This is a genomic window from Peribacillus sp. FSL E2-0159 (genome assembly GCF_038643155.1).
Lineage (GTDB): Bacteria > Bacillota > Bacilli > Bacillales > DSM-1321 > Peribacillus > Peribacillus simplex.
The window spans coordinates 4311778-4335734 of record NZ_CP152053.1 but is presented as its reverse complement, the minus strand read 5'-3'; the positions used below and the strand labels follow the sequence as shown (position 1 = coordinate 4335734).

20 protein-coding genes and 1 other annotated feature are annotated in these 23957 nt (G+C 42.4%); of the genes, 13 read left to right on the top strand and 7 right to left on the bottom strand.

The window, feature by feature from the left end; all coding sequences use genetic code 11:
- The first annotated feature begins 65 nt into the window (after nucleotides 1-65).
- The 5 genes from NYE63_RS21140 (at nucleotide 66) to ccpA (ending at nucleotide 4672) form a co-directional block, all read left to right on the top strand.
- Nucleotides 66-575, top strand: a complete 510-nt coding sequence (locus NYE63_RS21140) for a DUF948 domain-containing protein (RefSeq protein WP_034309251.1) — start codon at nucleotides 66-68, stop codon at nucleotides 573-575.
- Between the two features lie 47 nt (nucleotides 576-622).
- Entirely contained in the window at nucleotides 623-1195 is a 573-nt protein-coding gene (locus NYE63_RS21135) for a YtxH domain-containing protein (RefSeq protein ID WP_342602572.1), read from the top strand.
- Nucleotides 1196-1219: 24 nt separating this feature from the next.
- Nucleotides 1220-1651 carry a bacillithiol system redox-active protein YtxJ gene (gene ytxJ, locus NYE63_RS21130; RefSeq protein WP_342602571.1) on the top strand — a complete coding sequence of 144 codons (432 nt, stop codon included), beginning with the start codon at nucleotides 1220-1222 and terminating at the stop codon, nucleotides 1649-1651.
- 559 nt (nucleotides 1652-2210) lie between these two features.
- Complete coding sequence (locus tag NYE63_RS21125) at nucleotides 2211-3287, top strand: bifunctional 3-deoxy-7-phosphoheptulonate synthase/chorismate mutase (protein ID WP_063232679.1); 1077 nt, start codon at nucleotides 2211-2213, stop codon at nucleotides 3285-3287.
- 380 nt (nucleotides 3288-3667) lie between these two features.
- A complete protein-coding gene (gene ccpA, locus NYE63_RS21120) occupies nucleotides 3668-4672 on the top strand; it encodes a catabolite control protein A (protein WP_063232680.1) in 1005 nt (334 codons plus the stop codon).
- A 90-nt stretch (nucleotides 4673-4762) separates the two neighbouring features.
- Here ccpA and NYE63_RS21115 read toward each other — a convergent pair whose 3' ends face one another.
- From NYE63_RS21115 to NYE63_RS21105, 3 genes are read right to left on the bottom strand one after another with little or no spacing between them, the layout of a single operon-like run.
- Nucleotides 4763-5944 carry an acetoin utilization protein AcuC gene (locus NYE63_RS21115; RefSeq protein WP_342602570.1) on the bottom strand — a complete coding sequence of 394 codons (1182 nt, stop codon included), beginning with the start codon at nucleotides 5942-5944 and terminating at the stop codon, nucleotides 4763-4765.
- Nucleotides 5937-6587 (bottom strand): acetoin utilization AcuB family protein, encoded by a 651-nt coding sequence (locus tag NYE63_RS21110; RefSeq protein WP_063232682.1) that lies wholly within the window; start codon nucleotides 6585-6587, stop codon nucleotides 5937-5939. The genes NYE63_RS21115 and NYE63_RS21110 overlap by 8 nt, the downstream gene beginning before the upstream one ends.
- A 26-nt stretch (nucleotides 6588-6613) precedes the next feature.
- Nucleotides 6614-7246, bottom strand: coding sequence for a GNAT family N-acetyltransferase (locus NYE63_RS21105; protein WP_342602569.1), 633 nt, complete (start codon nucleotides 7244-7246; stop codon nucleotides 6614-6616).
- 325 nt (nucleotides 7247-7571) lie between these two features.
- Between NYE63_RS21105 and acsA the strand changes: the two genes are divergently transcribed.
- Nucleotides 7572-9290 (top strand): acetate--CoA ligase, encoded by a 1719-nt coding sequence (gene acsA / locus NYE63_RS21100; RefSeq protein WP_342602568.1) that lies wholly within the window; start codon nucleotides 7572-7574, stop codon nucleotides 9288-9290.
- Nucleotides 9291-9419: 129 nt separating this feature from the next.
- On the opposite strand, the gene NYE63_RS21095 is transcribed toward acsA, so the two are convergent.
- Nucleotides 9420-12461 carry a transglycosylase domain-containing protein gene (locus NYE63_RS21095; protein ID WP_342602567.1) on the bottom strand — a complete coding sequence of 1014 codons (3042 nt, stop codon included), beginning with the start codon at nucleotides 12459-12461 and terminating at the stop codon, nucleotides 9420-9422.
- Nucleotides 12462-12610: 149 nt separating this feature from the next.
- Nucleotides 12611-12827: a binding site (T-box leader), on the top strand.
- A gap of 66 nt (nucleotides 12828-12893) precedes the next feature.
- Between NYE63_RS21095 and tyrS the strand changes: the two genes are divergently transcribed.
- Nucleotides 12894-14150, top strand: coding sequence for a tyrosine--tRNA ligase (gene tyrS / locus NYE63_RS21090; protein WP_342602566.1), 1257 nt, complete (start codon nucleotides 12894-12896; stop codon nucleotides 14148-14150).
- A 96-nt stretch (nucleotides 14151-14246) separates the two neighbouring features.
- Here the strand turns inward: tyrS and rpsD are convergent, their stop codons facing one another.
- Both rpsD and NYE63_RS21080 read right to left on the bottom strand, forming a co-directional pair.
- Entirely contained in the window at nucleotides 14247-14849 is a 603-nt protein-coding gene (rpsD, locus tag NYE63_RS21085; RefSeq protein WP_063232686.1) for a 30S ribosomal protein S4, read from the bottom strand.
- Between the two features lie 554 nt (nucleotides 14850-15403).
- Entirely contained in the window at nucleotides 15404-15883 is a 480-nt protein-coding gene (locus NYE63_RS21080) for a GAF domain-containing protein (protein WP_342602565.1), read from the bottom strand.
- Between the two features lie 154 nt (nucleotides 15884-16037).
- Here NYE63_RS21080 and refZ point away from each other — a divergent pair, with 154 nt between their 5' ends.
- Nucleotides 16038-16694 carry a forespore capture DNA-binding protein RefZ gene (gene refZ / locus NYE63_RS21075; RefSeq protein ID WP_342602564.1) on the top strand — a complete coding sequence of 219 codons (657 nt, stop codon included), beginning with the start codon at nucleotides 16038-16040 and terminating at the stop codon, nucleotides 16692-16694.
- A 1-nt stretch (nucleotide 16695) separates the two neighbouring features.
- On the opposite strand, the gene hisJ is transcribed toward refZ, so the two are convergent.
- A complete protein-coding gene (gene hisJ, locus NYE63_RS21070; protein ID WP_342602563.1) occupies nucleotides 16696-17499 on the bottom strand; it encodes a histidinol-phosphatase HisJ in 804 nt (267 codons plus the stop codon).
- A gap of 169 nt (nucleotides 17500-17668) precedes the next feature.
- Here hisJ and ezrA point away from each other — a divergent pair, with 169 nt between their 5' ends.
- The 5 genes from ezrA to NYE63_RS21045 all read left to right on the top strand — a co-directional run bounded on the left by ezrA (nucleotide 17669) and on the right by NYE63_RS21045 (nucleotide 23957).
- The gene (gene ezrA / locus NYE63_RS21065; protein ID WP_342602562.1) at nucleotides 17669-19363 is read left to right on the top strand and encodes a septation ring formation regulator EzrA; all 1695 of its coding nucleotides are present in this window, start codon (nucleotides 17669-17671) and stop codon (nucleotides 19361-19363) included.
- A gap of 229 nt (nucleotides 19364-19592) precedes the next feature.
- Nucleotides 19593-20741, top strand: a complete 1149-nt coding sequence (locus tag NYE63_RS21060; RefSeq protein ID WP_342602561.1) for a cysteine desulfurase family protein — start codon at nucleotides 19593-19595, stop codon at nucleotides 20739-20741.
- Nucleotides 20738-21949: a tRNA uracil 4-sulfurtransferase ThiI gene (thiI, locus tag NYE63_RS21055; protein ID WP_342602560.1), complete on the top strand. Its 1212-nt coding sequence runs from the start codon at nucleotides 20738-20740 to the stop codon at nucleotides 21947-21949. Before NYE63_RS21060 ends, thiI begins: the two co-directional genes overlap by 4 nt.
- An 82-nt stretch (nucleotides 21950-22031) precedes the next feature.
- Entirely contained in the window at nucleotides 22032-22238 is a 207-nt protein-coding gene (locus NYE63_RS21050; protein ID WP_207436848.1) for an alpha/beta-type small acid-soluble spore protein, read from the top strand.
- A 135-nt stretch (nucleotides 22239-22373) separates the two neighbouring features.
- Nucleotides 22374-23957, top strand: coding sequence for an acyl--CoA ligase (locus NYE63_RS21045; protein ID WP_342602559.1), 1584 nt, complete (start codon nucleotides 22374-22376; stop codon nucleotides 23955-23957).

Genomic DNA, 23957 nt, shown 5'->3' with positions numbered 1-23957 from the left:
ATAGGGAAGGGGTAATTAATATCTAACAGCTATTAAATAAGTCGATTTTTTTCGGAGGTGTTCCAATGGAGATTATTTTATACGTAAGTGCTGCTGTTGCAGCGATAGCTTTTTTGGTACTTGTTATTTTCCTAACAAAGGTACTGACATCACTTCAAACTACCCTGGACAGTGTGGCCCGGACGCTGACAGGATTAGAGAGCCAAATGCAGGGCATAACGCTCGAAACTACTCAGTTATTACATAAAACGAATACGTTGGCTGAAGATTTGCAGCAAAAGTCAGAAAACCTGAACACGGTGGTGGATGCCGTGAAGGATGTGGGCACATCCATCTCTAGTTTTAATTCTTCCATCCAAAAGGTTTCCCATAAAGTGCAGGCTGAGATTGATAATAATCAAGAACGAATCTCACAAATTGTACAATGGAGCAATGTCGCCATGGAAATCAGGGACAAATGGAAATCCAGAAGCAAACAGGCTGCCCCGACCCCAACCGAAAGGGCGGAGTTAGAAAGGGAAGCACTGGAAACAGATAACCTACCTAAAAAAAGGTTTTTACGTTCTAGATCTTAAAATCTAGTTAAATAAAAATGAACTGAAAATTGAAAGGGGAATGTATTATGACTCAAAAAGAATTTGCGGCAAAGGACTATCAGAAATCTTATGAGGACGAACGCGACTCGATCAATTCGAAGGACTTTATGATTGGCGCCCTGATCGGCGGGATGATCGGAGCGGCTACAGCTTTGTTCATGGCCCCGAAAACAGGCAAGGAATTAAGGAATGACTTCAATGAACAAGCTAAAAACATTTCAGAGAAAACAGAAAGATTAAGACTAACGGCGATGGAAAAAGGTACAGTCCTTGCTGATACTGCAAAAGAAAAAACAAGTTCCGTAACGGAAATCGTTTCCAACAAATCTTCAAATATCGTCAATAAAGTGAAAAGCTTAAAAACGGGAAAAGAAAACGGCGACGCGGCTGATAATACTACGAATTCTAGCAATAAGGATATAGATGTAACCGGAACTTCCGATTCTCCTATCGTATCCGTCGAAACGAACTTTGCTAACGGTAATGACTTGGAAAATAATCCTGCAGATCCTACAAGCGGAAACAAGAATGCGGCAAAATTAAAACTTGATGAAGCGAAAAAGGCATTTGATGAAACAGAGAGTAGTCTAAAGAAATAAACTCCTTGGATTCCTTTAAGGGGGATGAAGAGGCATAAAGGGACGAAGAATAAGGCGGTGAAGCGCTTCGATGGCTTCATCGCCTTTTTGATGGTAAAATTTATATGGACAAGGAAAGGAGACGGTTTTATGGTCATGAGTAAAATCGAAACAGAAGAACAATTCAATGAGCTTATAAAAGAGGATACATTCCTGCTTTTCAAGCATAGTGTAACATGCCCGGTCAGTGCTGAAGCTTTTGAACAATATGAGAGGTACATTTTAGAGAACGAACAACTTAAAACGGCCTATTTAGCCGTTCAGGAAGCTCGTCCACTATCCAATTATGTGGCAGAAACATTTGATGTCAAACATCAATCACCTCAGGCCATCCTGTTTAAAAGTGGAAAACCTGCCTGGAATGAATCTCATTGGCGGATTACATATGATTCATTGAGCAAGGCCATTACTGAATGATTTATGAAGGCCGGATCCTTTTAAAAGGGGTCCGGCCTTTTATTATTCCATCTGGTGGGCATAGGATTATTAAACGGTCTCCAGGGGAAACCTTTTCTTGAAAGGTGTTGCCTGTTCATTTAGCTGCGCAAAGAGTTCAGGCAGCTGCAACTCTTTAATCATTTCTGGATGGCTCCAGGCAAGTGGCAGACGATTTGATCATGGTCCAAATGCTCTTGAGATAAAATATCAATAAATTATAGCTTTCCTGTTCTATTTCCAATATAATTCCTACAACGGATCGTGTTCCAATATCCAGTGCAAATCGTTTTTCATGCATGAGCAGCACCTGCATTTATGCATTTATAACTTTAATGCTTAAAAGCGTTTAATTATTAAAGAAAAATATAGTGACATTTATGGACACTTCATTTATAATTGATTTTATCATACATGAAATATTCTAAATTTTTCATTGATAAAACAATCGGGATGGATGTTCGAGGATCCAGATGGGATTTTTTTAGTTTGAGTCCGCTGAACCGATTTCTATTTTAAAAAACGAAGGGATGGATTTGTAATGAGCAACAAAGAGCTTGATGGACTTCGTAATCAACTGGATGATGTGAACCTTCAGTTATTACATCTTATTAATCAACGTGCTGAACTTGTACAGGAAATTGGTCGCGTTAAAGAAAAACAAGGTGTAAACCGTTACGATCCGGTCCGTGAAAGAACAATGCTGGATCTTATCGAAGCCAATAATCAAGGACCGCTTGATCTTGGTTCGATTAAACATATTTTCAAAGAAATCTTTAAATTGGGCTTGGAGCTACAAAAAGATGATCAGAAGAAAACGCTTCTTGTATCAAGAAAACAAAAGGCTGAAGACACTATCATCGACATTAAGGGTGAATTGATCGGTAACGGGATCCCTAGCTTCGTTTTCGGACCATGTGCCGTTGAATCTTATGAACAGACAGCTGCGGTGGCGGAGGTCATTAAAGCTAAAGGTCTGAAATTGATGCGCGGCGGTGCATTTAAGCCACGTACATCTCCATATGACTTCCAAGGGCTTGGTTTGGAAGGTTTACAAATACTTAAACGCGTTGCTGATGAATACGGCTTGGCTGTCATCAGTGAAATCGTGAGTGCCAACGATATCGAAGCTGCGATCGATCATATCGATGTCATCCAAATCGGGGCGCGCAACATGCAAAACTTCGACTTGCTAAAAGCGGCAGGTGCCGTAAATAAACCAGTTCTTTTAAAACGCGGATTGGCTGCAACGATTGAAGAGTTCATTCATGCAGCGGAATACATCATGTCGCAGGGCAATGGCAACATCATCCTTTGTGAACGCGGTATCCGTACTTACGAAAAAGCAACAAGAAATACACTTGATATCTCTGCTGTACCGATTTTAAAACAAGAAACTCATTTACCGGTCATGGTTGATGTAACGCATTCAACTGGACGTCGCGATCTCCTGCTTCCTACGGCTAAAGCGGCTCTTGCAATCGGTGCTGACGGTGTTATGGCTGAAGTGCATCCGGATCCTTCCGTTGCTTTATCGGATTCTGCACAGCAAATGGACTTCAAACAATTTGATGAATTCTACGATGAAATTAAACGTTTGAACTGGGTAACTGTATAACTGGAAAGTCTTTAAATGAACTACTTACGGCCCTTACCAACTTGGCAAGGGCTTTTTTTAATGGTAAAATACCTATTTTTGCAGAAAAAGCTTCGAAATAAGCACTATTGGATTGCAGGAAAGATTCGACTATCGTATGATAAATAACAAGAATGAGAACTGTTCGGAAGATTGAGTCATACATAAAGTGATTTCTATGTGAATTTTATACTTGAATAGGGTATTGAATATTTGACTGAGAAGAGAGTAGGACTGCATTTTTTGTTAGGCAGATCGTTCCTAAAATAATCTTCCTTATAGAGGAAAACGCATAAAAGATTTATTTTCGAAATAATTCGGGTCTTTTATGGGGAAAATGAAAGAAATGGAGGAATGGATGAATGAATAATATAACCATTTATGATGTGGCGCGTGAGGCGAATGTTTCTATGGCCACCGTTTCCCGCGTAGTTAACGGGAATCCTAATGTAAAGCCTGCAACAAGGAAGAAAGTTTCCGATGTGATTGAGAAGTTAGGGTACCGTCCCAATGCAGTGGCAAGGGGACTTGCTTCAAAGAAAACGACTACAGTCGGGGTCATCATCCCGGATATCTCGAGCATCTTTTTTGCCGAATTGGCACGGGGCATAGAAGATATAGCCACCATGTATAAATACAATATCATTCTAAGCAGTTCTGATGAGAATATAGATAAGGAATTCCATTTGTTGAATACGATGCTTGGAAAACAAGTGGATGGTATCGTATTCATGGGCGGCAACATTTCTGATGAGCATGTCAAAGAGTTTAAGAATTCACCGGTTCCAATCGTTCTGGCAGGTTCGGTGGATGAAAGCGGACAAGTTCCATCGGTTAATATTGATTATGAGGCCGCGGCATTCGACGCAGTGACCTTCTTCGCTAAAAAAGGCCACAAGCATATCGCTTTTGTAAGCGGAAACCCTTCCGCGCTGATAAATGAAATGAAATTGACTGGTTATAAACGAGGGTTGAAAGAAGCTGGGCTTTCATTTGATGAAAGTTATATAGTTGAAGGTGATTATACATATGATTCAGGAATTGAGTCTTTTGAAAAGTACCTGGAAGCTGAAAACAGACCGACGGCATTCATCGCCGGTGCTGATGAAATGGCGCTTGGAATTGTCCATGCCGCACAGGACAAAGGGTATAATGTTCCGGAAGACTTTGAAGTTATCAGCTTCGATAACACGAGATTGACATTGATGGTGCGTCCTCAAATCACGACGATCGTTCAACCTTTATATGATATAGGTGCGGTTGCGATGAGGCTTCTTACAAAGTTGATGAATAAAGAGCAAGTGGAGGAAGGTCTTGAAAAAGTAATCCTGCCACATCGGATTGAAAACCGTCAATCAACGAAATAAACTGGTTTGGAGAGTGTCCCGAGGGCACTCTCTTTTTGTTTCTCAAATGTATTCCCGAACAAAAAAGATCGTTTTTCAACGATCTTTTGGTTAACTTTGTTCATTGCTTCTCGACGTTTGCTTGGAAGACCTGAGGGGATAAAGGACCTTTTCAAGCGTCAGGGCATTCTTCTCGGTAATTTCAGGCTTCCTCGGAATGGGTTCGTATATATCCTCCATGTCATCCCATTCATCCGGTAGGGGAACAGGGGACTCAGACTGCCAGCAATCGAGCCATTCCTTTGATAGGGGACCTGAGATATCATTATTCGTCATTTCAAGCCAGACCCTCGCCCAAGCCCTCGGGACAACGCGCCATATATCATATCCGCCGCCGCCTACTGCAATCCACCGTCCTTCGCAATACTTATGGGCCATTTCGTGGGCCAACTTTGGTATTTCCCTATAAATCTTCATGGTGGCAGATAAATGGGTGAGCGGATCGTAATAATGGGAGTCGGCTCCGTTTTGCGTTAATATGACATCCGGTTTGAAGAACTCAATGACCTCTTTAAAGGAAGCCCTATAGCAATCGAGCCAGGATTCATCTTCAGTGAACGCATCGACCGGGATGTTGAATGAATAGCCGTAGCCTTTTCCTTGGCCCCGCTCGTTAATATTGCCGGTGCCGGGAAATAAGTAGCGCCCCGTTTCATGAATGGATAGGGTGCATACATCCGGATCATCATAAAATGACCATTGGACTCCGTCACCATGATGTGCATCGGTATCGACATACAAGACACGCGCCCCATATTTTTTTTGCAGGTATTTAATCGCGACCGAACTATCGTTGTAAATGCAAAAGCCCGAGGCTTTCCCACGGAAACCGTGATGCAGGCCACCGCCAAGATTAAGTGCGTGCAGGGACTGACCGGTCATGACAGCATCAACAGCCGTCAAGGTACCGCCTACAAGCAAGGCGCTTGCTTCGTGCATTTTGGGGAATATAGGGGTATCCTCTGTTCCTAGCCCATAATTTACTGCCTTTTCAGGAGGGAGATTTCCCTGGCCTGCCAATCTGACAGCGTTTACATAATGGTGATCATGGATCAGTTCCAATTCTGCATCGGTAGCCATTCTGGGCTTGATAATTTGGTCATCATTGATGGCATGGTGTTTTTTTAATAAATCAAGCGTGAGTTTAAGCCGTTTTTGATTGAATGGATGCTCATCGTTGAATTTGTAGGTAAGGAGTTCATCCGAATAGACGAAAAGGGATGTATCATTCATGTGAAATCCCCGGTAGACTAGGCCATAAAATGGTATAGCCTTCTTTCTTCAAATCCTCCACCACCATAAATGGATTCATCGTCTGTACACGAATCACAAGAATTTTATAATCGGTTCCATTTTTTTCAGGATAAACAAGGGTGCTCAGGATATTCGTATTGCGCCTTTTGAAAATATGGGCAATATCATGAAGTGAACCTGCCTTATCCGGGATTCTGATTTCGATTTGGGAACCGGGCTGATTGACTCCAGTCAACTCAACGTATGAATGAAGTAAATCAGAACCGGTTATGATGCCCACTAACTTCCTTCCCTTTACAATTGGAAGGCAGCTGATATTGTTGTCACAAAAAACAGCCCCGATTTCTTCCACGAAATCCAACGGGTGCCCCGTGATTATTTCCGTTTTCATGATGCTTGATAGTGGTTTTTGTAAATCATTTTTGTATTCTTCGGTACGGAATATAGAAGGGGCAGCATCCCGAATATCACGGTCGCTGACTAATCCGACAAGTTGAAAGCTGTCATCGACAATGGGTATATGGCGAATTCGCTTCTCCTTGATGATCAAGACAGCGCTATGGATTGTATCCGTTGGAGTGAGGGTGATAATATCCTCATTCATTATTGTTTCAACAATCATTTTCCTTCCTCCTCTTACTCGCCTCTTTAATACATAAACCGATTCATAAAACGTAATTGGTCGAACTTCTGGATGGATTCCGGCGGGACTCTTTTGCCAATACGAGCCATCAGGCAGTTGGCCGGGTGGGAACTGATTTCAGGATCATCTGTTGCAAAGTAGACCAAGCCACCCGCACTCATCATTTTTTCCATGATCTTGCGATATTCCCAAATATTCAGCCCTGTCCCTTTCAAATCCCAATGCCAATAGTATTCAGTGGTGATGATGATGAAGTCTTCAACCGAATCGTCTTCCATTGAAAGGCGAATTAGGTTCTTCCCGACGGAGGCACCCCGGTATTTAGGGATGACCTCGATTGCTCCAAGTTCAATCAGGTCCTCCATCTCGATTTCCGACCAGCGCTCCAAGGGATCGGGATATAAGTAAGTTACATAACCCACGATTGTTTCATTTTCACGGGCGATAAAGATCCTGCCCTCAGGTAAGTCTGCAATCTCTATTAACGCTTTATGCTGCAAAGCAGGCGGGCGAAAGGCGACCAAGTCTTCGTGAAACTCATAAGCCGACATTCTTTCGCCGCTTAACGGCCCCTCGATGATGAGCGTTCCGCTTAATGTCTGCAGTTCCTTAGTATAAAAGGTCTTATTATATTCCATTCTTTCACCACCCTTGTTATATAGTAATCTTACACTCTCGCATGTCTAGTTTGACCGAATGGAAAGCTTACATAAATTATACTTGAAAACAAGGGGCATAATTCAGAAAGTTCAAGGCATATTTGAATCTTTTGTTACAGTGCTTCTTCTTTCCCGGCCATCAATATGATTTAAATTAACTATATAACACTATACTAGGAATTTTCAAAATTCAGCAAACGGGATTTTCCCTAATATGGAAGTATTCAATATTTTAAAAATTGAGATAATTCTATCTTTATACTATAATAAAAATATAGAGCCGAATGAAGGGGGAGTTTGTCGTATGAATGTGAAAGCGTTACCAGTAGTGGAAGGTAATTTTAATTTAAAGAATTATGATGAAAAATACAAGAAGTTTGACTGGTCTGAGACGGAAAAGGAATTCTCCTGGTCTGAAACCGGTAAAGTGAATCTTGCATATGAAGCCATTGATCGCCATGTCGAAACATACAAAAAGAATAAAGTAGCCCTTTATTACAAAGATGATAATAGAAATGAAAAGTATACATTCAAGGAAATGAAAGATTATACGAACCAAGCGGCCAATGTGTTCAAGAACATTGCCAATGTTGAAAAAGGTGATCGTGTTTTCATCTTCATGCCTCGCTCCCCGGAGCTTTATTTTGCATTGTTGGGTGCGATTAAAACTGGAGCGGTCGTAGGGCCGTTGTTCGAAGCCTTCATGGAAGGCGCCATAAGGGATCGTCTTGAAGATAGTGAGGCAAGTGTGATTGTGACGACACCTGAACTCTTGCCGCGCGTCCCAGTGGATGAATTACCCCATTTAAAGCATATATTCTTGGTGGGGGAAAACATAAAAGAAGAAGGAAAGTACCATCACTTCAATAAAAAGTTAAAAGAAGCCGACAAAAAATTCGAAATTGAATGGGTGGATCGAAACGACGGTCTGATTCTTCACTATACCTCCGGTTCCACGGGCAAACCAAAAGGAGTGCTTCACGTTCATAACGCGATGATCCAGCATTATCAAACGGCAAGATGGGTCCTTGATTTGCAGGATGAAGATGTGTATTGGTGCACAGCGGACCCTGGATGGGTGACAGGGACGTCATACGGGATCTTTGGACCCTGGCTGACAGGAACATCGAATGTCATTGTAGGCGGGCGATTCAAGCCTGAATCCTGGTACAAGACCTTGGAGGATTTTGGCGTCACGGTATGGTATAGTGCCCCGACTGCCTTCAGGATGTTGATGGGCGCAGGCGATGAAATCGTTAAGCGGTTCGATTTGAGTTCTCTCCGCCATATTTTAAGTGTCGGTGAACCGCTGAACCCGGAAGTGGTGCGTTGGGGAATGAAGGTATTCAATCACCGGATCCATGATACATGGTGGATGACGGAGACCGGGGCCCAGGTCATCTGTAATTATCCTTGCCTGGAAATCAAACCGGGTTCGATGGGTAAACCGATTCCTGGTGTGAAAGCGGCAATAGTGGATGATCAAGGCAACGAGCTTCCGCCGCATAGAATGGGGAACCTTGCCATTAAGAAAGGATGGCCTTCGATGATGAAGACCGTCTGGAAGAATGAAGCGAAATATGAATCTTACTTTATGCCAGGTGATTGGTATGTTTCCGGAGATTCCGCATATATGGATGAAGATGGTTATTTCTGGTTCCAAGGCCGGGTTGATGATGTCATCATGACGGCAGGGGAGAGAGTAGGACCTTTCGAAGTGGAAAGCAAGTTGGTCGAGCATCCAGCCGTAGCTGAAGCGGGGGTCATCGGTAAGCCAGATCCAGTTCGGGGGGAAATTATCAAAGCGTTTATCGCCCTTCGTGACGGATACGATGCAAACGATGAGTTGATTGAGGAAATTCGTACATTTGTTAAGCATGGTCTAGCAGCACATGCCGCACCTCGTGAAATTGAATTCAGGGATAAACTTCCTAAAACAAGAAGCGGTAAAATAATGCGCCGTGTCTTGAAAGCTTGGGAGCTTGATCTGCCAACTGGTGATTTATCCTCGATGGAGGATTGAGAAACTGAGTCATACTGATTATTGAGAAAGAAAAGGCATCCATGTTCATTGCATGGATGCCTTTTTGGGTGATTATAGGAAAACAGGCTGTCGGGTTACCGACAGCCTGTTTTAGTTCAAAAAAGAGTGTCATTCTTCCTCTTCTTCGGCTTTATCCGTGTCTTGCTCTTTATCATTTACTGTGTCTTGAACTTTGTCGGTCTCTGGATTTTCTTTATCTGTATTCTCTTTGTTCTGATCTTTGTCTTGAGCTGGCTCTTTATTTTTATCTATATCCGTTTCTTTTTCTGTTTCTTTATCTGCTTCTGCTTCTTTATCTGTTTCTTTATCTGAACCGTTCTCTTCTTTAGAATCTGATTTTTTATCCTCGTTAGCTATTTTATCTTTTCCACGATCATCTTTATTTTTTGTGGATTCTTCTTTTGAACCAGTCTTTTTAGCGCCGCTTTCAACATGTTGAGAAGGGGATGATTCTTTACCGACTATGTCTACTGCCGTTACATAATAGGAACCGCCTGAGCCGACTTTGTAAACAAGACTCTCCCCAGCATTGATGCTCGCCACTTTTTTGCCGTCTTTATAGACACGATAACCGACGACATCTCCTTCATGATGCAGGCCCCATGTAATCTTATCGTTACTGATCGTTATGGATAGGGGATCGGGTGCTTTGCCATTATCATTCAATTTCGCTTTCGCCCCGACGACATTTCCTGATTTTTCGCCTCCAGGAATCACGGATCCCGGGTCATCGACATATTTCAATCCGATATCTGCAAATGAATCGGGATTCAACATGAACCCGCCGCTTGTGAATTCGCCAGGCGTTTGCGGAAGGGCTCCATAGCGTTTGCTTCCGACTGATACATATCGTCCATCTATGAAACTATCATCCGCCTTGGATGGAGCATATTTGGCGATGAATAAATCCGATTTGACAAGCCCGGCCTTTTGGCATGAACTTGAAGGCAGCAGCCCTGAAACGCCACAGAAGGAACGGCTTACAATTCCGCCCGGCATTTCAAATCGCTTATCGGGGTCGATGAGTTTAGGGTCGACTTTATATGCGGCATTGATCAGATCTGCCCAATAATACATATTACGTTTATTATATTCAAGACCATTATAGGTCCCTTGCAAGGATTTCGGTGTGTCATATCCCAGCCATGTACCGAATGATACATTAGGATTGGTGGCGACGAACCAAGCGTCCCAATAGTTTTGTGAAGTTCCGGTCTTACCTGCCCAATCACTCGAGAAAGCAAGTCGGTTCCTGACCGAAGCGGCTGTCCCGCTGTTTACGACATCACGCATCATATCAAGTGTCAGGTAAGCGGCTTGCGGAGAAAATACTTCCACTGGCTTCGCTTTATGTTCATAGATGACCTCGCCATCTTTCGATATGATTTTATCGATCATATAGGCATCGACGAACTCCCCTGAATTGGCAAATGTACCAAATGCATTGACGTTTTCTTCAACTGTTACACCGTTTGACATAGCTCCCAATGACATGGAAGGATTAGAGTAATCCGCTTTCGTCACTGTTGTAAAGCCCATTTTTTCCAAATAGGAAGCTGGACCTTGGTTGATTATTTTCATGTAAAAGAGCGCTGCCGGGATATTATAGGAATTCTTCAGTGCCTCACGCGCTGTCGTTACTCCCGTATAGCTACCGCCGCCATAGTTTCCTGGACGCCACATTTTTCCTGCTGGAATGGAAATGGGTACGTTGGCCGATACGCTTCCAGGTGAGATCTTTCCTAACTCTATTCCTGGGCCATATACGAGCAGCGGCTTCATCGTTGATCCGTTCGATCGCAGTGATGCGGTTGCATGGTTCGTCTGTTCCCGCTTGAAATCACGGCCACCTACGAAACTGATGATTCTTCCTGTTTTATTTTCGATTAGAATGGCCCCGGCTTCAACGGGCTCACTCACGGTTTTCATTTCTTTTGTATCAGGATCGACGACTTGTGCCGTCTTATCGTATCCGTAATTCGGATAGTTTTTCGTTACTTCCTGCATCTTGTCATAAATCTTTTTATTGATTGTCGTATAAATCTGATAGCCGTTTTGACGCAGCTTACGATCGGCAAGTGCTAAATATTGATCTTTTAAATCATCATTCTTTAAATCTTTCTCTTCATATCCATCTTCTTTTGCCAGACTGACAGATAGGATTTCGATGGAGCGTTTTTCGATTTCATAGGTGAGCCATGGATATTTCTCGGATGGCATCTCCGTTTTACCGATAAAGTCTTTTGTTATGTCGTATGCGTTTGCTTTATCATATTCTTCTTTTGTTATGTATCCGTTACTATACATCCGCTTTAAAACGGTTTTCATCCGGTTGATGCCGGGCTCTTGATTTTCTTTCAGTTTTCCTTTCTGGGTATATGGCGTATAACCGAAAGGACTTTGCGGCAATCCAGCAATAAAGGCTGATTGGGGCAGTGTCAGATCTTTGGCCTCCACGCCAAAAATACCTTCAGCGGCGGACTCGACACCAGCGATGTTGCGGCCTGAAGAGTTTCGTCCCAAAGTGGAGACGTTTAAGTAGGTTTCCAAAATCTCTTCTTTTTCAAAGAACTTTTCGACCCGGAGCGCTAGAAGGATTTCTTTTGCTTTCCGGTCAAATGATACTTCGTTGGTGAGGACCTGGTTTTTAATGAGCTGCTGTGTTAATGTACTTCCTCCCGATTGGACGGTTGCATTCGAAAATTCCTGGTAAACGGCACGCAGGATGGCTTTCGGGACAACTCCGTCATGCTCATAAAAATACTCATCCTCTGTAGCGATGACTGCATTTTTTAGATGCTCGGAAACTTTATCGATGGACACTTCTTCACGCTCAAGGTCACTCTTAAGCTTGCCCAAGTATACGTTATCAGCAAAGTATACTTCAGAGGTCTCTTCATAATTGTAAATGTCTTTTTTCAAATCCTCTTTTGAGCGTACCGGCTCATCATTGACGAGGGCAGCGAAATAGCCGGCCCCGACGCCGCCGGCGAATGAGAATCCTAGAATCCCGACAATAATGAGGATCAGCGTTAAATTCCAAATGACTTGGTATGTAACCCGCGCGTTCTTTTGTGTTTTTTCATTTTGAAAAAAACGGGTCAGCTGCTTCCAGATTGTTAGAAATCTATCTTTTTGATTATTATTCATCGTATCATACCCCCTGAAATCACATATATTATAGCATATAACAGGTAGGGGAAAGGGCATCTTTCTTATTTTTCTAGAATCTGTAAGGGTGATGTTGACAATGATTCTTATGTATGATAAAAGTTTATTAACAATAATAAAATGATTAAATGATCGCGATGATAGGACCCAGTAGTCAGACTATCCCTGTTTCAGAGAGCCGGTGGTTAGTGGAAATCGGTACAAATGGTATGATGAATTACTTCCTTGAGCATTTGCTGTGAAATGATTAGTAGCAGGAAACGGTTGACGGCCGTTATTCGTCTTGAGCGGAGGGCATATTATGTCCTCAAGTTGGGTGGTACCGCGAATTCATTCGTCCCTTCATATTTTATGAAGGGGCGTTTTTGTGTGCTTTTTGCGGGTTTTTCTAAGTTAGAGGAGGAATATTTAATGGAATTGCTTAAAGACCTCGAGTGGAGAGGGATTATTTATCAACAAACGGATGAAGAGGGTTTTAAGGACCTTTTAGAAAAAGAGAAAATTTCTTTATACTGTGGTGTAGATCCAACTGCGGATAGTATGCACATCGGACATCTATTGCCATTCTTGACATTGCGCCGTTTCCAGCAGCACGGTCATCGTCCACTTGTGCTAGTAGGCGGTGCGACTGGACTTATTGGTGATCCAAGCGGTAAAAAAGAGGAACGCCAGCTGCAAACGCTGGAAAAAGTACTTTATAATGCAGACTGCATAAAAGGGCAGCTATCCCACATCTTTGAATTCGACGGTGAAAATGGTGCGGTCATGGTCAATAACTATGACTGGATAGGTAAAATCGATATGGTTACGTTCTTGCGTGATTACGGGAAATACATCGGCATTAACTACATGCTGGCAAAAGATACGGTTGCTTCCCGCTTGGATACGGGAATTTCCTTTACTGAATTTGCGTACACGATCTTACAAGGAATTGATTTCGGTCATTTATACAGTAATTACGACTGTAAATTGCAAATTGGCGGCAGTGATCAATGGGGCAACATTACGACCGGGCTTGAAATGATCAGAAAATCCAATGATGAGAATGCTAAAGCATTCGGTATGACGATCCCGCTCGTAACGAAAGCGGATGGAACGAAATTCGGTAAAACGGAAGGTGGAGCGATTTGGCTTGACCCGGAAAAGACGACTCCGTATGAATTTTACCAATTCTGGATCAATACAGCCGATGCTGATGTAGTGAAATACTTGAAATTCTTCACATTCCTATCTCGTGAGGTGATTGAAGAGTTAGAGCAATCCGTACAGTCCGAACCGCATTTGCGTAAAGCGCAAAAAGCTTTAGGGGAAGAAATGACCCGTTTGATTCATGGTCAGGATGCTCTTGACCAAGCAATCAAAATCTCTGCCGCCCTATTCAGCGGCGAGGTGAAGAATTTAAGTGCAGCGGAAATCAAATTGGGCTTTAAAGATGTCCCTAGCTTCGAACGCGAAAGCAAGGAAGATATCGGTTTGGTCGATTTAATCGTTGAAGCGAAAATTTCACCATCAAAGCGTCAAGCCCGTGAAGATATTCAGAATGGGGCAATCTCCATAAATGGGGAGAAAGTGACAGATCTGCAATATGTAGTGACGGAAGCTGCCAAGATTGAAGGGGAGTTCATCCTCGTTCGTCGCGGCAAGAAGAAATACACATTAGTGAAATGATTGTTCAAAGCCCGGCTGAATCCCAGCCGGGCTTTGTCATGCAAGGGTGTTTAGGTGCAAAAAAAACCCCATCCAAGGATGGGGTTTTTGAAGTTATTAACGAGAGTAGAACTCAACGATAAGAGCTTCGTTAATTTCAGCAGGCAATTCAGAACGTTCTGGTAAACGAGTGAAAGTACCTTCTAATTTCTCAGCATCGAAAGTAAGGAAATCAGGAACGAAGTTAGTTGCTTCAACTGATTCTTTGATGATTGAGAAGTTGCGTGATTTTTCACGAACTGCGATTGTTTGTCCAAGAGACACTTTGTAAGATGGAATGTCTACGCGGCTTCCGTCTACAGTGATGTGACCGTGGTTAACAAGTTGACGTGCTTGACGACGTGTACGAGCTAAACCAAGACGGTAAACTAGGTTGTCAAGACGTGATTCAAGAAGAATCATGAAGTTTTCACCATGAACACCTTTAAGTTTGCCAGCGCGGTCGAACATTGAACGGAATTGACGTTCAGTGATTCCGTACATGTGACGAAGTTTTTGTTTCTCTTGTAGTTGCATTCCGTATTCAGAAATTTTTCTACGTTGGTTAGGACCATGTTGTCCTGGAGCATAAGGGCGTTTTTCTAATTCTTTACCAGTACCTGTTAGGGAAATTCCTAAACGACGGGATAGTTTCCAGCTTGGGCCAGTATAACGAGCCATAGGATGACTCCTCCTTTAAATGTTTTTATTTTGGTAAAATAAAAACCGTGTGAATGTACGATCATGACCATTTTGTTTTCATGTACCTTCGCCCTAGCAGCAGAGAGTTACGAGATACACCTCTGTATTGAGGAACAAAATGAGAACATAAAGGCTGTCACATAGGCTGCAATATTTTACACAAGGAGTATTGTATAATATTCTGCTCAATGAGTCAAGGACAGTTGTGATTAATTAAGGAATAGATAAAGAGAATCGCAGCAGGAAATACAATATATTTAAAAAATACAATTTTTAGGGAGTTTTTTTCAATTGTAAGCCTTAATGAAATATGAATACAGAATTATGGATGGTTTCCGACATTTCTTTGGAGCCCTTGCGATGGATGTGGTTCAATCCTGTTTCTTTTGCATCATTTCAAAGTGAAATAAAGGTTCTCTAAAAATGTCATGAGGCATTATATATTGCGAAGAATTCAGGAAAGGACCGGATACATGTATGTGGGCTCCTGTAATGGAAAAGGGAGCAGGCAAGGATTGCCGCTCCCTTTAACTTTATAGATGATTGGAAAGGATTTCAGCGAACTTCTCCAATCCTTGCTGATCCATTTCGTCAAAACGGTCCGTGACCGGGCTGTCGATATCGAGGACACCGTACAATTTTCCATCCTTCATGAGCGGTATGACAATTTCCGATCTTGATGCCGCATCGCAGGCGATATGTCCAGGGAATTGATGGACATCCTCTATGCGCAGGGTTTTTTCAGTTGCCGCTGAAGTTCCGCATACGCCCTTGCCCATTGGAATGCGGACACAGGCTGGTAGGCCCTGGAAGGGTCCTAGTATTAATTGGCCTTCTTCGTATAAATAAAAGCCGACCCAGTTAATCTCATCGAGAAACTGATTAAGTAAAGCTGCCGCATTGCTTAAATTGGCTAACTGGTTCGTTTCATCTTCGATTAAGGCAAGAAGTTGTTTTTGGACCAGTTCATAGTTTTTTTCTTTTTTTCCTTGATACATTTCGACATTAAACAAAAGCGTTCACCTGTCTTCCGCATATTTTTACAGCACTTTCTAATCATGATGCTTTATTGTTGGGAAATTGTCGAGAACTTACTAAAGGATTCAGGCTCTTCCGTGAAGAAGTAGTCCACAAGACTTGTCTCAAAGAAAGCGAGGGATTGCCTGAATGAATCGCCAGACGCCAACGAAACAAGCCATTGTGGAAGCTGCATTGCATTTATTTCATTTAAAAGGCTATCATGCTACATCCATACGGGATATTGCGAATAAAGCGAAAGTGAATGCTGCAAATATTGCCTACTATTTCAAGAATAAGCAGGGGTTGCTGGAATTCTGTTTCACTTCCTATTTAGAAGAATATATCCTGGTACTTGAGACGAACATGACACTGCTGGAACTTAAAGGCCCGCAGCATTGCTTGATGAATCTTGTAAAGGGTATTCTCGCTTTCCAGAGGGAAAACTTCCTAGCTGCACGGTTCATATATGGAGAATCATCACTCGATTCCAATTTAAACCGCGAAATTCATTCGACTTATTTTACAAAGGAAAAGTCTTATTTTCAATATGTTTTGGAACAAGGGATCAAGAGCAGGAGTTTCCAGCAGGTCTCCGTACCCATGTATATGCTGCAGTTGAAGGGTTTATTGACGGCCCCTGTCCTGCATACCCATTATGCGATGGATGTGCTTCATGTCTTCCCGCAGGAAGCCTATTACACGAATATTTATGCCAATGAAGTCGGACGTTTTCTGCAAGATACCCTTTTCATCGCCGAAGACCTACAGCCACTGTTAGCCGGCCGGCCTGAAGTGTATACATGAGTTAACCATTGAACCCTGCAATCAGTGCCTGATGGCCCTGACCCAAATCTTTAGCCTGATGGGCATCGGAACCGTAAATAAGCGGAATGCCGAGATCTAAAGCACGCTTTGCAAATCGTTCAGGAGGGTAGGGTTCACCGCATAGCGGCTTTACAAGACCGGCCCCATTATAATCTAGTTCATACCTTTGAGCCTTGATCATATCGAGAACCTTGTAAACCCGCTCGTCAAAACTTGATGCCGGCGGATATCGATGCTGGAATTTATGGACAAGCGTAATATGTCCAATCCGTTTTGGTTTATATATGCCTAAATCCGCTTCTATTGATTTTTCCAGTGTATCGTAATATTTGGCATACACCGATTCCACTGAACCTAGTTCATTGGCAATCTCACCAAACCCATTTTCGCTGAAATCGATGCAATGCCAACTGTCTTGATGCTTGATGAAGTGGACGGAAAGTATACTATCATCAAGGAATTCTCCGATTTCGTCGAGGAATTCTTTTGTTTCTTTTTCATACCCCTCTATAAAGTCAACCTCCAGACCTGTTTTGATCAGGATTTTGTCTTTATAGCGTTTTTTCAGTACGCGGAGCTCTTGAAAGTAATCCAGGAGCAGGGCAGCGTCCATGCCGCTGTCTTTTTCAGGCGTAGGATCTTGAAAATCTCGTGGCAATGGAGCATGTTCCGTAAATGTGATTTCCTTTAATCCTAGCTCGATTCCCCGCGTAATATATTCATCGAATTTATCCGTAGAGCCGTGAGGGCAAAACGGAGTGTGCACATGACCGTCAGCTTTCATAGTCCTTCCCTCCCAAAAAACAGGTATTTGTAGCAATTTTCTACAAAAAAATCATTTTTCTCGTCAAAAATTATTGCTAACATGGTATCATAAAAGCATTAAATTTAACATTTTTTAAAATTGATATATAAACGAGCAAGACTGTAAGGACTAGAACAGGGGGCTTACCATGGATTACATAATTGGGGTAATTGTATTAATTTTGATTTTCATCATTTGGGGTTATTTTTTCAAAAAGAGATATTTTAAAGAAATCGATCGACTGGAATCCTGGAAAATAAGCATCACGCACCGCCCCGTGCTGGAAGAGCTTTCTAAAGTCAAACAATTGAACATGACAGGTGAAACAGAGGAAATGTTCGAAAACTGGCGCATTGAATGGGACGCCATCATTACGGATCATATGCCAGAAGTCGAAGAACTTTTATTCGATGCCGAGGAATTCGTCGATAAATACCGTTTCAGCCGTTCAAAAGAGGTACAGCGCAAAATTACAGTCAAGCTGAATGAAATCGAGGAAATGATCAAAAAGATCTTATACGAACTGAATGAACTCGTAGGCAGTGAGGAAAAGAATCGATTGGAAATTGAGGATATCAAAGAATCCTACCGTCAATTGAAGAAATCCTTGCTTGCACACAGGCATAATTACGGTAAAGCGGCTGATAAGCTGGAAAGTTCCTTGGATGAAGTATTGCAGATCCTTCAGAAGTATGAAGAAGAGACCGTGAACGGCAATTATTTGAATGCGAGGGAGCTTGTCCTATCCATTAAGGAAAAATTGGCGGTTCTGTCAGTTAAAATGGAAATGCTCCCTAAATTATTGGTAGATAGCCAATCCGAGCTGCATTCCCAGCTTCATGAATTGAAGGATGGTTATGAGGAGATGTCAGGACAAGGGTATCTGTTGAGTCATATCCAATTCGAGCAGGAAATATCACGGCTTGAGGAGGAACTGGAACTATATAAAACACAATTGGAAAATGCCGAAACAGAAGCTGTGGAAAAAGGCATTAAAGAAATGCGCGAAAGCATTGAGGTGCTTTATGACCTTTTGGAAAAAGAAGTACTTTCAAAACAGTATATCTTGAAAAATGATGAAGTTCTCAGGAAAACGATAAGTGACCTAGAATATGAAAACGATAAACTTAAAGTTGAAACCATACATGTTCAACACACATATCATCTGACGGAAAATGAGCTCGATGCACAACGGAAAATGGAAAAGCAGATTACCCAGATTTCGAAACGCCATCAATTGCTCGTCTTGAAAATGGAGGATAATGTGATGGCAAGTTCCCTTATCAGCGAAGAGATGCAGGGGCTGGCTGTACAGTTGAAGGAATTACAGGAAAATCAAAAGGACTTTACCGTTAAATTACAGGCTTTACGAAAAGATGAAATGGATGCCAGGGATTCACTGGCCGAATTGAAACGCAAAATGGTCGATACTGGACGCTTAATTACAAAAAGTAATATTCCAGGTCTTCCAGAAGAGTATAAAGTGGTGCTTCAGGACGCTAAAGAATGCATGGATGACGTTCAGGGGAAACTTGAAGAAAAGCCGCTTGAGATGGCCGCTGTTTATATTTATTTGGAAAAAGCGGTTCAACAGGTGAATAGGGTCCACGAAAAAGCGCAAGAATTGATCGAACATATGTATTTGGCCGAAAAGGTGATCCAATTCGGAAATCGCTATCGAAGCAGTCACGATATGGTTGCCGAGAGCCTTAGGGAAGCCGAAGCCAAATTCCGAAGCTATGAATATCAAGCCGCATTGGAAACCGCAGCCACGGCCATAGAAAAGGTCGACCCAGGCAGTTTACAAAAAATCGGGGCGAACATCGAAGAAGTCCTTTCCTGAAAACCCGCCATGGCGGGTTTTTTTCTTTTACCGGACCCTGAATAGATAGGTGGGAAGTTAAATCATTCAGCTGGAATAAAAAGTAGCACGTCTCCTATCATTCATGGACCAGTGTTTTACATTCTCTTTCAAATTCAATTATGTTAATATTAGAAGTTGCAACAGCAACATTGAAACTTATATTTAGTAGAGTGACCATCATAGATACAAAAACATGGAAGGTGAACCCATGATTTATTTTGACAATAGTGCAACAACAAAACCATATCCCGAAGTAATCGAATCATTCATGAAGGTAACTTCGGACTATTTCGGGAACCCCTCTTCGCTTCATGGACTTGGGGTGCAATCCGAAAAACTGCTTTCCGCTGCAAGAAAGCAGATCGCTGATTTATTGAAGGTGAAGAGTTCGGAAATATATTTCACTTCCGGAGGGACGGAAGGAAATAATCTTGCCATTAAAGGGGCCGCCCACTCTCAGGGAAATCGCGGCAAACACATAATCACGACAGCGATTGAACATCCTTCTGTAGAAGATGCATGCCAATCATTGACGAAAATGGGTTATGAGATCACATATCTTCCCGTTAACGAATTTGGGCAAATTAATGTAACGAATCTTAAGCATGCATTGAGGGAAGATACCATTTTGGTTTCTATCATGCATGTTAATAATGAAGTTGGCTCGATACAGCCGATTGCTGAAGTGGGCAAATTGTTAAAACAATACCCAAACGTGCTCTTTCATGTCGATAATGTTCAGGGTACAGGCAAAGTTACGTTATCATTGCGTGATGCCAATGTGGATTTATGTACAATCTCCGGCCACAAGGTGCACGGCTTGAAGGGGACGGGCATCCTTTATGTTCGTGAAGGCGTTCGGGTCGATCCGCTTTTCCATGGTGGCAATCAAGAAACGAAAATCAGGAGCGGAACCGAGAATGTCGCGGGAATTGTTGCCTTATCGAAGGCTTTGCGTATTAGTATGAACAATCAATTGCTGTATCATGATAAGCTGCAGCAAATCAAAACTTATTTATATAAAGGTTTGAAGGAAATGGACGGGGTGTTGGTTAACAGTCCTGAAGAGGGTGCACCCCATATTGTGAATTTTTCCGTTCCGGGACTTAAATCCGAGGTATTGCTGCATGCACTTGAATCGGAAGGAATATATGTTTCGACGACTAGTGCCTGTTCTTCGAAAAAAAGGACGGTAAGCAAAACGGTGGATGCGATGTTCCATAATTCAGCTCGTTCCGAAAGCGTCATCCGAATCAGTACTACCTATGGCAATGAAATGGAAGAAGCAAAGCAAGTTCTGGCGGCGATACAGAAAATAGTCGCTAATTTAGAAAAAATAATGAGGGTTGCAAAATGAAATTTGATCATATAATTATCCGTTATGGAGAAATCTCCACGAAAAAAAGAAACCGTAAAGGCTTTGTAGACAAAATGAAGGCACATATCCGCTGGAGTTTAAAAGATATAGAAGGCGTAGTGCTTACAGCCAACCGGGAGCGGATGTACGTTCTCCTGAACGGTGCGGACCATAAGCCTGTCATTGACCGATTGAAAGGCATTTTTGGAATTCAGTCATTAAGCCCTGCGATAAAAATAGAGCGTGATCTGGAAGTGATGAAAACGGCAGCATTGTATTACCTTAATCATACTCTTGAAGAGGTAAACACGTTCAAAATCACGACAAAACGCGCGGATAAGGATTTCCCATATAACACAGATGAAATTAACAGGGCAATCGGCGGGCATTTGCTTCGAAATACAGAAGATTTAAAAGTGGATGTAAAGAACCCTGATTTGAACCTGCTAGTGGAAGTGAGACGCGAAGCCGTGTATTTGACAGGTGAAATCATCCAGGGGGCAGGCGGTCTTCCATTCGGGTCAAGCGGAAAGGCGATGCTGATGCTTTCAGGCGGGATTGATAGCCCCGTTGCGGGATTCCTTTCGATGAAACGGGGATTGGACGTGGAAGCGATCCATTTTTACAGCCCACCGTTCACAAGCGAACGTTCACGTCAAAAGGTCATTGATTTGGCGGGCAAGCTGGCAGAAATAAATGGAAGCATGAAAGTGCATATCGTTCCATTTACGGAAATCCAATTATTGATTCAAAAACAAATCCCGGAAAACTACTCAATGACTACAACCCGTCGTTTAATGATGCGGGTCGCCGATCGAATCCGTGAAAAGGAAGAAGCCATGGCACTGATTACCGGTGAAAGCCTTGGACAGGTTGCGAGCCAGACGATGAGCAGCATGTTTGCAATCAATGAGGTGACGAATACACCGATCCTGCGTCCGCTGATTACGATGGATAAAACGGAAATCATCAAAATTGCAAGAGAGCTTGAGACTTTTGAAATATCCAATCTGCCGTACGAGGATTGCTGTACGGTCTTTACGCCGGCAAGCCCAAAAACGAAACCGAAACGTGAAAAAGTCAATTACTATGAAAGCTTCGTCGACTTTGAATCCTTGATTGAAAAAGCGGTCTCCGAAACAGAAGTATTGACGGTTAAACCTGGTCAAACTTTCGATAAGGAAGAAGCGATGGAAGACTTATTTTAATATCCTGTAATTACCAATAAAATAGTGCGAATGAAGCCATGTGTTTTAACACACTCTATAATCACAAGGAGGTGAAAAACACATGGCAAACAACAACAGCTCAAACGAATTATTGGTACCTGGAGTTGAACAAGCTCTACAACAAATGAAATATGAAATCGCTACAGAATTCGGCGTACAACTTGGTGCCGACACAACATCTCGCGCTAACGGTTCAGTTGGTGGAGAAATCACAAAACGCCTTGTTCAAATGGCTGAACAACAATTAGGCGGAGGATTCAAAAGATAATTTAATAAATATGGCTACAGAGAGCGGGTTCTAACACCCGCTCTCTTTATTTATTTGTAAAAATACATAGAAATATTAGAGAAGTATCTTGTATAATGAGTAGGTACTAAGAGTTCATAATTGGAGGGGAAGAATATGAAGCGTGAAGACTTATTGGCTCCGGAACATTACAACTTAGTGAGTGAAATGGAACGTTATGCAAAAGATCCAGAAAAAGTTGCCGTACTTTGGGAGAACGAAACCGGAGATAAAAAACAACTTACATATGAGAATTTATTAAAAAGTGCAAATAAAATTGGAAATGCCTTCAAGAAAAAAGGACTGGGTAAAGGTGATACGGTCCTTATCATAATCCCTCGTTTAGTGGAAGCTTATCAAGTGTATTTAGCCGCATTGAAAATTGGCATGATTGTCATACCTTGTTCTGAAATGCTTCGTGCGAAGGACTTGCAGTATCGAGTCAATCATGGTGATGTCAAAGGAATCATCAGTTATCATGAATATACTCATGAATTGAATGAAATAGAAGGAGCGGATAGCCTCCTGAAATTTTCAATCGGAAAACGAATCGAAAATTGGCTGAATTTGAATGAGCTTGCCGATGAGGAATCCGATCAACTGGCCATGGCCGACACGAAGAGTGCGGATATGGCATTCTTATCGTATACTTCCGGAACGACAGGAAATCCAAAAGGGGTCGTCCATACACATGGATGGGCTTATGCCCATTTGAAAACGTCTGCTGCAAACTGGCTCGGCATCAGCGAAACGGATGTGGTTTGGGCCACTGCAGGCCCAGGTTGGCAAAAGTGGATCTGGAGTCCTTTCCTTGCGGTTCTAGGAACAGGAGCGACCGGCCTTGCCTATCATGGGAAGTTCGAAGCAAAAAAATATCTTCAGCTGCTTCAGGACTACAAAGTGAATGCATTATGCTGCACACCGACCGAGTATCGATTGATTGCAAAGGTGGATAACCTTGATGACTATGATTTATCCCATCTTCATAGTGCTGTATCAGCGGGAGAGCCTTTAAATCAAAAAGTGTTCGAGGTCTTTAAAAACCATTTCCATATTGAGGTTCGTGATGGATATGGACAGACCGAAAATACCCTGTTGGTAGGTGTAACGAAAGGCATGGAAATTAAATTGGGCTCTATGGGCAAACCGACTCCGGGCAACCATGTGGAAATCATTGATGATTCCGGTAAACCTTGTTCTCCTGGCGTAGTGGGGGATATTGCCGTACATGTCGATACACCTGCTCTCTTTAAAGAATATTTTAAAGATCCCGAGCGAACATCGCAGCAATTCCGGGGGGACTATTATATCACCGGCGACCAAGCGAAAAAGGACGAGGATGGTTATTTCTGGTTTGAGGGTCGTTCAGATGATATCATCATCAGCTCGGGATATACGATTGGACCGTTTGAAGTGGAAGATGCACTCGTTAAGCATCCGTATGTTAAAGAGTGTGCCGTTATAGCAAGTCCAGATGAAATAAGGGGAAATGTGGTCAAGGCATATGTAGTCTTGATGGATGATATCGATCCGAACAGCCAAGACTTGATCAAGACGCTCCAAACGCACGTGAAAGAATTGACTGCCCCATATAAATATCCAAGGAAAATCGAATTTTTAGAAGAGCTGCCCAAAACGACATCAGGTAAAATCAAACGGGTGGATTTACGGAAAAGGGAAGAAGCACTCCTTAACAATTGA